This is a genomic window from Ruegeria arenilitoris (assembly GCF_013030265.1).
In the GTDB taxonomy this organism is placed as follows: domain Bacteria; phylum Pseudomonadota; class Alphaproteobacteria; order Rhodobacterales; family Rhodobacteraceae; genus Ruegeria; species Ruegeria arenilitoris_E.
In genome coordinates this window covers 299,720-313,386 of the sequence record NZ_WPZQ01000006.1, presented here as the reverse complement: position 1 = coordinate 313,386, position 13,667 = coordinate 299,720, and the positions used below count along the sequence as shown (strand labels likewise).

The window sequence follows — 13,667 nt, the reverse complement described above, 5'->3', positions numbered from 1 at the left end:
CCGTGATCTATGTCACGTCGTGGATGGCGACATGTGCTATGGTCCCCGCAAAATGAATTTGATGGAGGGACAGAAGTTGAAGAAGTTGGCTCTACTTGGAATAGCCATTGCCCTGACTGCTTGTGAAGAGAACACGGCATACCCGGTGCCGGATGTGATCGTAGATCCGGCACCGCCACCAACCAATGACAACCTGTATCTGGTTCGTGGTTACAGATCAGCGGATGATTGGTGTCAGGTGACAGGTGAAACAGCCTTTACCGTCAATTTCCTGGATCATACGGCAGACCTGGTTTCCTGTCCGACGGGTAGCAATGCGGCTCAGTCATTGGTGGATATGTATGATGCCCGGCAAGTGGCAGAAACCGGAGGCTATACCGTCTACACAATACCTCGCAAGTAATCCCGGTTTCTGTGGCCTAGCCTCTTGAAGCAGCAAAGATATTTCCCAAATTAAATGCGAGGCCCAGACCGAAGCGTGCCGCCAAGCGGGCGCAGCGAAATTAGGGCGCTTAGAAAAAGGAGAATGCTATGGACTTGAACAAGTTCACCGAGCGGGCACGGGGTTTCGTGCAGGCGGCGCAGACCATTGCGCTGCGCGAGGGGCACCAGAGGCTGGAGCCCACACATATATTGAAAGCATTGATGGATGACGATCAGGGGCTGGCCAGCAACCTGATCACCCGCGCGGGCGGTGCGCCGATCCGCGTGGTCGAGGCGTTGGACGCCGCAATGGCCAAGATTCCCAAGGTCAGTGGCGATGCAAGCCAGATCTACATGGACGGACAGACGGCCAAGGTTCTGGACGAAGCCGAAAAGATCGCCACCAAAGCTGGCGATAGCTTTGTGCCCGTCGAGCGGGTGCTGATGGCGCTGTGTATGGTGAAATCCAAGGCCAAAGAGGCGTTGGAAGCCGGTGCCGTATCCGCACAGAAACTGAACGAAGCGATCAATGACATCCGTAAGGGCCGCACCGCTGACACCGCATCGGCGGAAGAGGGTTATGACGCGCTCAAGAAATATGCACGCGACCTGACCGAGTCTGCGGCTGAGGGCAAGATCGATCCGATCATTGGGCGCGATGAAGAAATCCGTCGCTCGATGCAGGTTCTGTCGCGCCGCACCAAGAACAACCCGGTTCTGATTGGTGAGCCGGGCGTCGGTAAAACCGCGATTGCCGAGGGCATGGCCCTGCGCATCGTTAACGGTGACGTGCCAGAATCGCTGAAGGACAAGAAACTGCTCGCACTGGACATGGGCGCGCTGATCGCTGGTGCGAAGTACCGCGGTGAGTTCGAAGAGCGTCTCAAGGCCGTTCTGACCGAGGTCACTGAGGCCGCCGGTGAGATCATCCTGTTCATCGACGAGATGCACACGCTGGTTGGTGCCGGTAAATCCGACGGCGCAATGGATGCCGCCAACCTGATCAAGCCTGCGCTTGCCCGGGGTGAGTTGCATTGCATCGGTGCGACCACATTGGATGAGTACCGCAAATACGTCGAAAAAGACGCGGCCCTTGCGCGCCGGTTCCAACCCGTGATGGTCACCGAGCCGACGGTCGAGGACACGATCAGCATCCTGCGCGGCATCAAGGAAAAGTACGAGCTGCACCACGGTGTGCGCATCTCGGACTCGGCGCTGGTGTCGGCAGCGACCCTGTCGCATCGCTATATCACCGACCGCTTCCTGCCCGACAAAGCCATCGATTTGGTCGATGAGGCGGCGTCGCGGTTGCGGATGGAAGTGGATTCCAAGCCCGAGGAACTCGATCAGCTGGATCGCCAGATCCTGCAGATGCAAATCGAGGAAGAGGCGCTGAAGCTTGAGGACGACGCGGCATCCAAGGATCGCCTGGAAACCTTGCAAAAGGATCTGGCTGATCTGCAGGAGAAATCCGCCGAGATGACCGCCCAATGGCAGGCCGAGCGCGACAAGCTCGCCGGTGCGCGTGATTTGAAGGAGCAGCTCGACAAGGCGCGTGCTGATCTGGAGATCGCCAAGCGCGAAGGTAACCTCGCCAAAGCGGGTGAGCTGTCTTATGGCGTCATCCCCGAGCTTGAGAAAAAGCTGACCGAGGCCGAGAACGCCGAAAGCAACGCCATGATGGCTGAGGAAACGGTGCGCCCGGAACAGATCGCTTCGGTGGTCGAACGCTGGACCGGTATCCCGACCTCAAAAATGCTGGAAGGCGAGCGCGAGAAACTGCTGCGGATGGAAGACGATCTGCATTCCCGCGTGATTGGTCAGGATGCGGCGGTGACCGCTGTCGCTAACGCCGTACGCCGTGCGCGCGCGGGTCTGAATGACGAAGGACGCCCGTTGGGCTCGTTCCTGTTCCTCGGCCCGACCGGCGTGGGTAAAACCGAGCTGACAAAGGCTGTGGCGAACTTCCTGTTCGACGACGACAATGCGATGGTGCGCATCGACATGTCCGAGTTCATGGAGAAACACGCGGTTGCCCGTCTGATTGGTGCCCCTCCGGGCTACGTCGGCTATGACGAAGGTGGTGTGCTGACCGAGGCTGTGCGGCGCCGACCCTATCAGGTCGTGCTGTTTGATGAGGTCGAAAAGGCGCACCCGGATGTGTTCAATGTTCTGCTGCAGGTTCTGGATGATGGCGTGTTGACCGATGGTCAAGGTCGTACCGTGGACTTCAAGCAGACGCTGATCATCCTGACGTCGAACCTTGGGTCTCAGGCGCTTAGTCAGTTGCCAGAAGGTGCGGATAGTGCGCAGGCGAAACGTGACGTGATGGATGCGGTCCGGGCGCATTTCCGGCCCGAATTCCTGAACCGTCTGGACGAAACGATCATCTTCGACCGGCTCAAGCGGGCCGATATGGATGGCATCGTCGATATTCAGATGGCGCGTCTGCAAAAACGCTTGGCCGCCCGCAAGATCGAGCTGGTTCTGGACGACGGTGCCAAGGAATGGCTGGCGAACGAAGGTTATGATCCGGTCTTTGGTGCGCGTCCGCTCAAACGCGTGATCCAGCGCGCCTTGCAGAACCCGCTGGCCGAAGCGTTGCTGGCTGGTGAGATCAAGGACGGCGAAACCGTTCCTGTGACTGCTGGAACGGATGGCCTGATCATCGGTGACCGTTTAGGTACATCCGAACGTCCACGGCCCGATGATGCGGTGGTGCACTGATTTGTATTGCTAAATCGGAAAGGTCCGCCAAATGGCGGGCCTTTTTGTTTGCTCTGTGATTTCCCTGAAAGTTCATCGAGCGCCTCCCGGGAGCTGAGATAGCGAGGTGGGAGACTTGCTCAGCGATACCTCTCATTAGGGGGAAGCTGTTAATGCACAAGCTTTGAGGTTCATTGGCGCTAACATGATGGTGTTTGCGCTCAATAGGGCTTGACATCTCGGGGCTTAAGCTGACTAAAAAGATCAGATTAAATTTTCCGACTCCTTTTGTCGGACAATAACCGAGGGACCCCTATGCTCAAATCAAAACTCAAACTCACTTCTGCGATCATCGCAGCTACGCTCGTCGGTGGCGCGGCGCTGGCTCAGGAATCATACGGTCCCTTCCCGGTCACCGTGAAAGGCTATGAAGGCGACAAGACTGACTCGGTATCCTACTCCGGCCAGATCGCGCGCCATGTGCTGCATGACAGCCTGAAAAAAGCAGCCGGCAAAGGCGATGGCGGCAACAATGCGGCCGAAGTCGAAGCTCTGATGCTGTCTTACTTCAACGGTTCTGAAGAAGACCTGGTCATCATCGCGCCTGCCTCCAAAGACGGTTTCCCGGTCAAGCAATCGACTGTGAATGAAATTTCCAAAGGCAAGAACATCTCGGGCAAGTTCTACAAAGGCGCTATGACGGCATGGCCCGGCAACCAGACCGGTGTCGACGTTGCACTGCAGATGATCAAGATGGCAGCAGCCTCTAACCAGGGTTACGATCCGGTGAACGGCATGGACTGGGGTCAGCTGATCTCGAAGTTCACATTGGGCGCAATGGCTTACAACCAGGCCGTCGACAACTACCTCGACGAGAAACTGGAAGCCGATAACAAGCCGAATGACAAGCCTTACAAAGAAGGCGCACACTACACCGGTAAAGAGCATTCGTGGGACGAAGCGTTCGGTTACTTCGGTGCTGCAGCCCACTCGGCAAGCCTGTCACCTGAGCAGAACTATGGCGTGTCCAAGCAGAAAGACATGGCTGCTGCTGACGCAAACGGTGACGGTGTCATCGACCTGAAAACTGAGATGGTCTTTGGCCCGGCATACTATGCCGCAGGTGCAGACAAGGGCGGCACCAAGTCGACCCAATACATGAACACCATCTTCAATGCCTTCCGTGATGGCCGTGCGCTGATCGCATCTGCAAATGGCGAAGCTCTGACCGATGAGCAGCGTGCCGAGCTGAAAAACTACGCCGACATCATCGAGACGAACTGGGAAAAAACGCTGGCAGAAGCGACATTCAAGTATGCTGGTTCGGTCTACAAGGACATCGACAAGATCAAGTCGGGTGAAGATACCGACAAGGCACTGCGCAACTATGCCAAACACTGGGGTGAGCTCAAAGGCTTCTCGATGGCTCTGCAGTCGGGCAAAAACAACCTGGGTGCCACTGCTATTGATCTGAACTGGTTGATCGGTTTCGGTCCGGCGATGCCTGACGGCAAGATGGTGTCCGACATCGATGCCGATGGCAACTTTGTCCGCGGCCGCGAAATGACGCTGGATGACTATCAGGTCAACATGCTGAAAGTTCAGAAACTGCTGATCGACACGTTCGGTATCGAATCGCGTGCGAACGACGCGACTGCGGATCTGGCAGCACTGGCTGAAAAGCTGGGCGAGAACGCCTCGGCAGAAAACGACTAAGGGTCTTTTGACCCTGATCCGGCAGCGCAGTAAATGGTGCTGCCGGATTTTTGGCCGAAAGGCATCCCTTGGATTTACTCGAGCAAATAAGCTCTGTCCTTGCAGATTTTTCCAATCCCAAGAAACGTGTTTTTTTGGGGTATTTGATTTTGACCGTTCTGATTGCTCTGGTCTGGCTGGTTGCAGTACGCAGATCTTCTTTCAAGCTGGCGCTGCATCAGATATTCGATCGCAAAATCCTTTTTTCGCCATCAGCAAAGGCTGACTACAAGATTTTCGTGATCAATCGGGTGTTCACGATGTTCATTTCGCCGCTGCTTTTATCGCAGTTGGCGATTGCAACCGCCCTCTACTATGCGCTGCATGATATTGCATTCCTGCAAAGGGGCGTGTTCTCGGATGCTCCGACGGGCATAATCGTCGCGTTGTTCACGGCGACTATCTTTATCGTCGATGACTTCACCAAATATCTGGTTCATCGCTGGATGCATCGTTGGCCGTTGTTGTGGGCCATCCACAAAACCCATCACTCGGCTGAGACGATGACGCCGATCACGGTGTATCGAACGCACCCGTTGGAGGGAATTCTCTATAGTCTCCGCGGTGCCGTTGCGCAGGGGACGACAATGGCGGTTTTCCTGTTCCTGTTTGGTAGCGCGGTAGATCTTTATACGGTGCTTGGCGTGAACGTCATGTCCTTTGTCTTCCACATGACCGGTTCGAACCTGCGGCATTCTCATATCTCGATCCGCTACTGGCCCTGGCTGGAGCACATCCTCATCTCGCCGGCGCAGCATCAGGTGCATCACTCGATCGCGCGCGAGCATCATGACAAGAACTTTGGCGTGGCCTTTGCGGTCTGGGATTGGCTGTTCGGGTCTCTGCATTTGTCCGAGCAGAACAGCCGCCTCAAGTTCGGTCTGCAACCTTCCGAGGCTCATGCGTCGCGCATTTCGGATATCTATTTCCGCCCCTTCGTGGACATGGCACAGGTGGTGCGCCGCAGATTTAGCAAGCTTCGAAACAGGATCGAAGGCCGATTTTCTTCGCGAACGCCGAAAGCTGCAGAAACGACTGGTGTCAGAGATAGATCGGTCGAGAATATCTGAGAGCTGGCAGATCAGCAGAAACAGGCAGAAATCCCTGTGCAACGAATACAGTCAGTCTGTTGATCGGCACTCCACATAGCGGCGATTCATGCTATGCGGCGTCGTTATAATTTAGGAAAATTTGGTAGCGGAGGAGGGACTTGAACCCCCGACACGCGGATTATGATTCCGCTGCTCTAACCAACTGAGCTACTCCGCCACGGTGAGAGGCGATTTAAGGGAGAGGCTTGGGGGGGTCAAGAGGGAAACACCAAGTTTGTTCCGGATTCTTTCAAGTTTTGAATCGTCACCGATTTTCCGCCTTAGGTTTCTCAGTCTGCGTGGCATCCAGGACGTTTCGTATGAAAGTCGCGCATTCGTCCGGCGCGGTAATCAGGATCATGTGACCCCGATTTTCCAGCTGTTCGTAAGAAAGCCCGAATTGTTGCATCGGTACGCCATGTTGGGCGGGTGACAGGATTGGATCGTCGGAACCGTAAAGGATACCGCCCGGTACCTGCAGATCTTTGTAGCCTTGATTTACTCCGTCGATACTGGCCTCGATGCCGATTACATCCTGCGATCCGGTGATGAATGCAGACGGACGCAACCCCAGTGCGCCACCTGCCCGATCCAGAAAATCCGATGGGGCGGCTTCAGGCGCAAAAGCCTCGTGGATGACATGGGGTGCCGTCTTTTTTGCCAATGGCACCGCAATCGTGTTGCCAATCAGATTGCGCAGCCATTCGGTGCGGATCTCAAGCGGTTTGAAAATCGCCGGAGGTCCAGGCATCCGATGCGTCAACGGAGCCAGCAATGCCAGCGCCTTGATGTCATCGGGGTAGGCCTGCGCCATCGCCAGCGATACGGCACCACCAAGCGAATGACCTACGAGGACTGCATCGCTGATGCCTTTTTTCTGCATGAACTCATGTATCATGCGCGCCTGCTCGGTCAGGGTGCCAAGGCTTGCATCGTCGCGGGTGGAATAACCGCAGCCAGGTCGATCAACTGCTATGACATGATAGTCCTGCGAGAGCTGGTCCATCAGGGCATACGTGAAATGCTGCAACTGCCCCGTCAGCCCGTGAATCATCAGGATTGTCTGTTTTCCAGGTTCACCCTTTTCGACATAGTGAATGCTACCGCCATTGACGGGTACGATTTGCCCCATCTGCGGCACGGTTGCGATGCCTTGCCGGGTCAATCTGCGGGTCCACAGGTTTGCTCCGATCAGGAACACTCCGATAAGCAGGGCGATTGTCAGCAATACTGTCATCTCAGCTATCTCCGGACTGTGGGTTCACCGCATGATATTGCTCAAGACCAGAGCGCGCCATGCGTTTCTGAAACTCGGCTACGGTGCCTGGCCACAGCGTTGTGTTGCGCCCGTTGGCATCCTGATACCATGAGGTGCAACCGCCCGCCTGCCAGACACTGTCGGTATGTCGGTCCTGCATCTCTTTTGTAAACTCAGCCTGTTTATGCCCATCGGGCACGATAGTGCGGATGCCGTTCTTTTGCATCTGGTCCAGAACCCGACCGATATGGCTCACCTGCGCTTCGATCATCAGAACGACGGAATTGTGCCCCAGTCCGGTATGCGGGCCGAGCAGAATGAAGAGATTGGGAAAACCCGCGATGGCGGTGCCCAGATTGGCCTGCATGCCGTCTGCCCATGCATCGCGGAGGGTCAGCTCGTCCTCACCCGTGATGTTCAGCCTCTGAACTGCATCTGTCACGTGAAAGCCTGTGCCCCAGATCAGAACATCCGCGTGAAACTGTCTGCCATCCGCTGCAGTGATCTGATTTCCTTCGATTGAGGCAACCCCGTGTGGGATCACTTCGACATTGTCGCGTGCAAGGGCAGGGTACCAGTCATTCGAACTGAGGATACGTTTGCAGCCAATCCGGTAATCCGGGGTGAGTATCTTTTGTTTCGACGCATCAGGAATGGCGTTTTCTAGCGCGTGTCGCCACATCTTCATGGCAAAATCAACCGCACCTTTTTCACCCCGGAACACGCGATGCCTGAATTCGAACAGCGTGTAGATCAGCTTGCGACGAATACGCGGCAGCAGGGGGATACGTCTGTACAGCCGTCGAACCCAGGGCGCGATCGGGCCATCTGGTCGGGGCAGGACATAAGGGGCGGTGCGTTGAAAGATGGTGACCTGTTTGGCAACCTTTGCGATTTCCGGAACGAATTGAACCGCCGAGGCGCCCGTGCCAACGACGGCGACACGCTTGTCATCCAGCGCAACGGCGTGATCCCATTCGGCGGAATGGAAGCACGGTCCGGGAAAGTTGTCCGCGCCGGGAATGTTCGGAATGCTGGGTATGTGCAGGGCGCCGACGGCCGAGACCAGAAATCGGGCTTTCCATCGATGTCCGTCACATGTCTCTACCTGCCATGCACTACCATCCCATCTGGCAGATTTCAGTTCGGTGTGAAAGCGGCACAGGTCATACAACCCTTCTTCCTTGGCTACACGCTGCAGATAGGACTGGATCTCGGCACCACCGGCATAGGCACGGCTCCAATCCGGATTGAGATGCGTCGCCATGGAGTAGAGATGTGAAGGCACATCGCAGGCTACCCCGGGATAGGTGTTCTCACGCCACGTTCCGCCAATATCACCGGCCTTTTCCAGGATGGTGATGTCGGTGAGTCCGCGTTTGCGGGCTTCGATTGCCATGATGAGCCCAGAAAATCCGGCGCCGACGATCAGCATATCGGTTTCATGTTGCATACAAGGACGCCCCTCCCAAGACGTTCAGCTCGGATACAGAGAAAGGATAGGAGCATAGATCGGCATGTGAATAGTCTGCCGTGACGTCACCCGGATTGGTTGAGTTCATCCAGATCGGGCCGGGGGAGAGTGTCGAGCAGGCGGAACACCTCGGCTCGGCAAGCGGGGCCGCGCCAGTCTGCGGGGTAAAAGGTCTGGGGTAAATCAGGCTGCCGCAACACTACGCGCCGCCAACGGTGAACGATCAGGGTACGCAAAGTGGCAATTTCAGATGGCGAAGGGCTCCAGCCAGCTGGCCGGCTCTGCGACACGCGCCGCAGCGCTTCGTGAAGAGTGCGGCAGGCTTCGCGCATCTCGGGCGTACACAGCCGGTCCTGCACCCATTTGGGTGTATCCTGCGCTGAAACCTCCAGAGCCAGCAGATCGTCATGATCATCGGGGGGTGCGCCCGCGCCCAAGGCCACATTCCGGCCAATCGGGGTATAGTCGCGGCTGAGCATCACGTCTTCCAATGCCCGCGTTCCTGTCCCTTCTTCGGCGATCAGCAAGTGCCAGCGCTCAGCCGGGATGGGATCGCGCGCATAAATGCGTGGTGTCACCATCGCAGACTGTGAACGCCCGTATTCGGTAAGGTAGTGCCGCGATACGCGGCCTATGCGATCGCTTTCAATCCAGCCATCCTTGCGCAACCTGTGCACAGCCACGCGGATTGCTTCGGGCTTGATCCCCATCGGCTCGATTATTCGGGTCAGTGCGCCGCCTGATATCTGTGCTGCAGGTTTCTGAGCCAGATCGCCGAACAACGATACGATGATGGACCAAACCCGCTGGTTCTGCGGGTCCGCCAATTCAGATACTGCGGTATCGAACCACCTTTGTTCACTGGTCATGCAACCAGTTTAAAGCGTTCGGGCGAATAAGAAAAACACATTCGCCCGCGCTGAGTTTTGAATGGCTCAATAGGCATTCATGGTCAGCAATTCATACTCCGCCACCATCTCATCATCCTGATTGGTCAGGGTCACGTGCCAGCGAACTTCGCCATACTCGTCCGTACGCTGGGTCTTTTGCTTGACCGTCAGCCGCACCTTGATGCTATCTCCGGCGACAACCGGCTTCATAAAGCGCAGGCCGTCAAGGCCGGTGTTCGCAAGAACCGGGCCTTCGTTCGGCTCAACAAACAATCCCGCTGCAAAGCTCAGCAGCAGATAGCCATGCGCAACCCGACCGGGAAAGAACGGGTTTCGTGCGGCGGCGTCGTCATCCATGTGGGCATAGAACGTATCGCCGGTGAAATGAGCAAAATGCTCGATATCATCCAGTGTGATCGTACGCGAGGCAGTGTTCAGCGTTTCCCCAATGCTCAATTCGCCGAATTTGCGGGTGAACGGGTGTGCCAGGCCTTGGATCTCAGGCGCACCGGGCACCCATTTTTTGCCAAGCGATGACAGCATCCGTGGCGAACCCTGAATGGCCGTGCGCTGCATATAGTGTTGAACACCGCGCACACCGCCCATTTCTTCGCCACCGCCCGCGCGGCCGGGGCCACCATGCACCATATGTGGCAGGGGGGAACCATGGCCGGTGGATTCCTTCATCGAGTCTCGGTCGTTGATATAGATGCGCCCGTTGTACGCCGCTGTTCCAATGACAACGTTTTGTGCCACTTCGGTGTCATGTGTGATCAATGAGGTCACCAGCGATCCTTGCCCACGATTGGCGATCGCAATGGCATGATCCAGATCCCGATATCCCATGATTGTCGAAACGGGCCCGAAGGCCTCGGTGTCATGGACGCGCTGGGCGTTGTCAGGGTCGGCACAGTGGAACAGCATTGGCGGGACAAAGGCACCGTTCTTGGTATCTGCTCCATCGACGTCAAAAGCAGTGGGATCACCAAAAACACGCTCGGCCTCCTGACCGATGATATCGGCTTTGGCCAGCACATCCGCCTTTTGTCCGCTCGAGACCAGAGCGCCCATGCGTGTTGTCTCCAATCGGGGGTCGCCAATGGTAGTTTTGGCAAGTCGCGCCGACAAAGCTTCGATCACCGCTTCCACCTGTGTATCCGGAGCGATGATGCGGCGGATGGCCGTACATTTCTGCCCGGCCTTGGTGGTCATCTCACGAGAGACTTCTTTGACGAACAGATCGAATTCAGGTGTACCCGGCACAGCATCTGGCCCAAGAATCGAAGCGTTCAGACTGTCCTGTTCGGCCACAAAACGAACCGAGTTGTTCAGGATCACCGGGTTCTGACGCAGTTTTAAGGCTGTGTCTGCCGAACCGGTAAAGCTGACCACATCCTGACAGGTCAGATGATCCAGCATGTCACCTATCCCGCCTGACACCAGTTGCAGCGCGCCTGCAGGCAGTATGCCGCTTTCCAGCATGATCCGAACGGCCAGTTCGGTTACATAGCAGCTGTTGGTGGCTGGTTTCACTATGGCCGGGACACCCGCCAGCAACGTTGGGGCAAGCTTTTCCAGCATACCCCAAACCGGAAAGTTGAATGCGTTGATATGGATCGCGACGCCGTGCAGCGGTGTGCAGATATGTTGTCCAAGAAACGTTCCGTTTCGCGACAGTTGCTCGAGATCGCCATCCAGATAGACATGACCATCCGGCATCTCGCGTCGTCCCTTTGAGGCGAAGACAAACATCGTGCCGATGCCACCATCAATATCGATCAGATGATCGTTTTGCGTCGCACCCGTGTTAAAGCTCAGATCATAAAGCGCCTGTTTATGACCTGACAAAGTTTGCGCCAGGGCCTTGAGCATCTTGGCGCGCTGGTGAAACGTCATTTGGCGCAGTGCAGGGCCACCGGTATTGCGTGCGAATTCCAGCATTGCCTGCACGTCGAGTGCTGAATTGCCAGCGGTTGCAAAGGGTTCGCCGGTGATGGCCGAAGCGATCGTACGTGCGCCGTTTCCGGGCGCGACCCACTGACCGGCGGCAAAACTGGAAATCTGTTGCAGAGACATTGGACGCTCCCGTTCCTTTCATGCCACCAAAGGCGGCATGTCTCATGAATTAGGATTTGTGGGACGGTCGCCGGGACCGCCCCGGTCTTAGTGACCCAGCGCACCCATCTGTTGGGGCAGGTACAGTACCACAATCGGGACCAGTACGATCAACGCCAGGCGAAAGATATCGGCTACCCAGAACGGGGTGACACCCCGAAAAATCGTGCCGGTGGATACATCTCCGACCACGCCTTTCAGAATGAACACGTTCAGGCCAACCGGTGGGGTGATCAGCGAGATTTCGGTAACGACGACCACGACGATGCCGAACCAGATCGGATCATAGCCCAGTGACGTAACCAGCGGGAAAAAGATCGGCACGGTCAGCAGAAGCATGGACAGTGATTCAAACACGCAGCCAAGAATGATGTAGATGCCAAGGATCATCAGGATCACGACGAAGGGAGAAACATCATAGGCCGTAACAAGTGCGATCAGCGCTTCGGGCAGTCCTGCGAGGTTGATGAAGTTCGAAAAGATCTGTGCGCCAATCAATACGGCAAACAGTGCCGCCGCAGTAAAGCAGGTTTCCCTGAGAACTTCGAATGTTGAACCCACGGTCAGGCCACCTCGGAACAGGGCGATCAGGAATGCACCTGCAGCGCCCATACCTGCGGCCTCAGTCGGTGAAAACGTCAGGTTCAGGGGCTCGAAATCAAAGACGCCATACAGACCTCCGATCACCAGGAAGAACAGCAACAGCACGGCCCAGACCGAACCCAGTGCGCGCAGGCGCTCAGCCCAGCTGGCACGTTCTCCTGCTGGACCTGCTTCGGGATTGCGCCAGACGGTCCAGCGCACGGCAAAGAGGTAAAACAGGATGCCCAGGATGCCCGGGATGATCCCGGCCATGAACAGTTTGCCGATCGAGGTTTCGGTCAGCAGGCCATAGATCACCAGAATGACCGATGGCGGGATCAGAATGCCCAGCGTGCCCCCGGCAGCGATGGATGCGGTCGACAGTTCATCCGTATAGCCATAGCGGCGCATTTCCGGCATGGCTACTTTGGACATTGTCGCCGCCGTTGCCAGAGAAGAGCCGCAGATGGCTGAGAATCCACCACAGGCTGCAACTGTAGCCATGGCAATTCCGCCGCGCATATGACCCAGAAAGGCGTTCGATACTGCATAAAGCTCACGTGCCATTCCGCCCTTGTTTACGAACAATCCCATAAGGATGAACAAGGGAACGACGGACAGGCCGTAATCTTGTGCGGTGTCAGTGATCTGACGACCGACCATCGACATGGCAGCTTTGAGGCCACGTTCATCAAAGATCGAGCCTCCTCGCTCGTAAGCAAAGCCAAGGGTGCCAACCAGCCCCATGGCAAAGACGATGGGCAGGCGCAGCAGCACCAGAACCAGAACAAGTGTAAATCCAATAAGTGCTGCGGTCATTGAGTGGGTTCCGTCAAAGCTTTGGGGGCGAACAGGTGCAGAAGACCGGTGATGATCATGACGATGGCTGTAATGGCGACCGAAACGGTGATGAACCATCCGATCAGGTAGGTCGGGATCGACAGGTATTCGGTGACATCGCCGTAGTCGCGCGCGCGTTCCGCCAGAATCCAGACCCGCTGTACAGGCCAGAACAGCATTACTCCGCTTGCCAGATAGATGATGGCATCACGTATGCGGCTCAGGCGCAGGCGGTTGAAAATTCCATCAGTCAGATCGACTGCGATATGTCCGTTGTTGACCGAAATGATTGGCAAAACTGAAAAGACCAGAATGGCCATCAGTATGCGTGTCAGTTCTGTTGCGGCTTCAATCGGGTTATTGAAAACCGATCGGAAAATGACGTCGCAGAATGTCATTACCATCAGGATGAAAAGGGCAATGCTCGCTACGATGACCGGCAAAACACTGGCACGTCGCACAAGCTGGATGAGAGAGGTCATCTAGCAGCTCCGAAGGGGGAAGGTTTGGGGCGGCGGTGGTGCGCCGCCCCT

General features: G+C 56.4%; 10 protein-coding genes and 1 tRNA gene. 4 read left to right on the top strand and 7 right to left on the bottom strand.

Translation table 11 applies throughout. The features are described from left to right. The first annotated feature begins 76 nt into the window (after positions 1–76). The 4 genes from GOX61_RS13075 to GOX61_RS13060 all read left to right on the top strand — a co-directional run bounded on the left by GOX61_RS13075 (position 77) and on the right by GOX61_RS13060 (position 5,954). Positions 77–403 (top strand): hypothetical protein, encoded by a 327-nt coding sequence (locus tag GOX61_RS13075; protein ID WP_170334325.1) that lies wholly within the window; start codon positions 77–79, stop codon positions 401–403. A gap of 128 nt (positions 404–531) precedes the next feature. Next, entirely contained in the window at positions 532–3,150 is a 2,619-nt protein-coding gene (clpB, locus tag GOX61_RS13070) for an ATP-dependent chaperone ClpB (protein WP_170334323.1), read from the top strand. Between the two features lie 294 nt (positions 3,151–3,444). Then, a complete protein-coding gene (locus GOX61_RS13065; RefSeq protein ID WP_170334321.1) occupies positions 3,445–4,845 on the top strand; it encodes a DUF4856 domain-containing protein in 1,401 nt (466 codons plus the stop codon). Between the two features lie 134 nt (positions 4,846–4,979). Then, a complete protein-coding gene (locus GOX61_RS13060) occupies positions 4,980–5,954 on the top strand; it encodes a sterol desaturase family protein (RefSeq protein WP_254436854.1) in 975 nt (324 codons plus the stop codon). A 122-nt stretch (positions 5,955–6,076) separates the two neighbouring features. On the opposite strand, the gene GOX61_RS13055 is transcribed toward GOX61_RS13060, so the two are convergent. The 7 genes from GOX61_RS13055 to GOX61_RS13025 all read right to left on the bottom strand — a co-directional run bounded on the left by GOX61_RS13055 (position 6,077) and on the right by GOX61_RS13025 (position 13,616). After that, positions 6,077–6,153: transfer RNA gene (locus GOX61_RS13055), tRNA-Met, on the bottom strand. A gap of 87 nt (positions 6,154–6,240) precedes the next feature. Continuing rightward, positions 6,241–7,212, bottom strand: coding sequence for an alpha/beta fold hydrolase (locus GOX61_RS13050; protein ID WP_170334317.1), 972 nt, complete (start codon positions 7,210–7,212; stop codon positions 6,241–6,243). A 1-nt stretch (position 7,213) separates the two neighbouring features. Continuing rightward, positions 7,214–8,686 carry a flavin-containing monooxygenase gene (locus GOX61_RS13045; protein WP_170334315.1) on the bottom strand — a complete coding sequence of 491 codons (1,473 nt, stop codon included), beginning with the start codon at positions 8,684–8,686 and terminating at the stop codon, positions 7,214–7,216. An 86-nt stretch (positions 8,687–8,772) separates the two neighbouring features. Beyond that, positions 8,773–9,576, bottom strand: coding sequence for a PaaX family transcriptional regulator C-terminal domain-containing protein (locus GOX61_RS13040; protein ID WP_170334313.1), 804 nt, complete (start codon positions 9,574–9,576; stop codon positions 8,773–8,775). Between the two features lie 66 nt (positions 9,577–9,642). Then, positions 9,643–11,673: a phenylacetic acid degradation bifunctional protein PaaZ gene (paaZ, locus tag GOX61_RS13035; protein ID WP_170334311.1), complete on the bottom strand. Its 2,031-nt coding sequence runs from the start codon at positions 11,671–11,673 to the stop codon at positions 9,643–9,645. A gap of 87 nt (positions 11,674–11,760) precedes the next feature. Continuing rightward, a complete protein-coding gene (locus GOX61_RS13030) occupies positions 11,761–13,113 on the bottom strand; it encodes a TRAP transporter large permease (protein WP_170334309.1) in 1,353 nt (450 codons plus the stop codon). Next, positions 13,110–13,616 (bottom strand): TRAP transporter small permease, encoded by a 507-nt coding sequence (locus GOX61_RS13025; RefSeq protein WP_170334307.1) that lies wholly within the window; start codon positions 13,614–13,616, stop codon positions 13,110–13,112. The genes GOX61_RS13030 and GOX61_RS13025 overlap by 4 nt, the downstream gene beginning before the upstream one ends. Between the last annotated feature and the right edge of the window lie 51 nt (positions 13,617–13,667).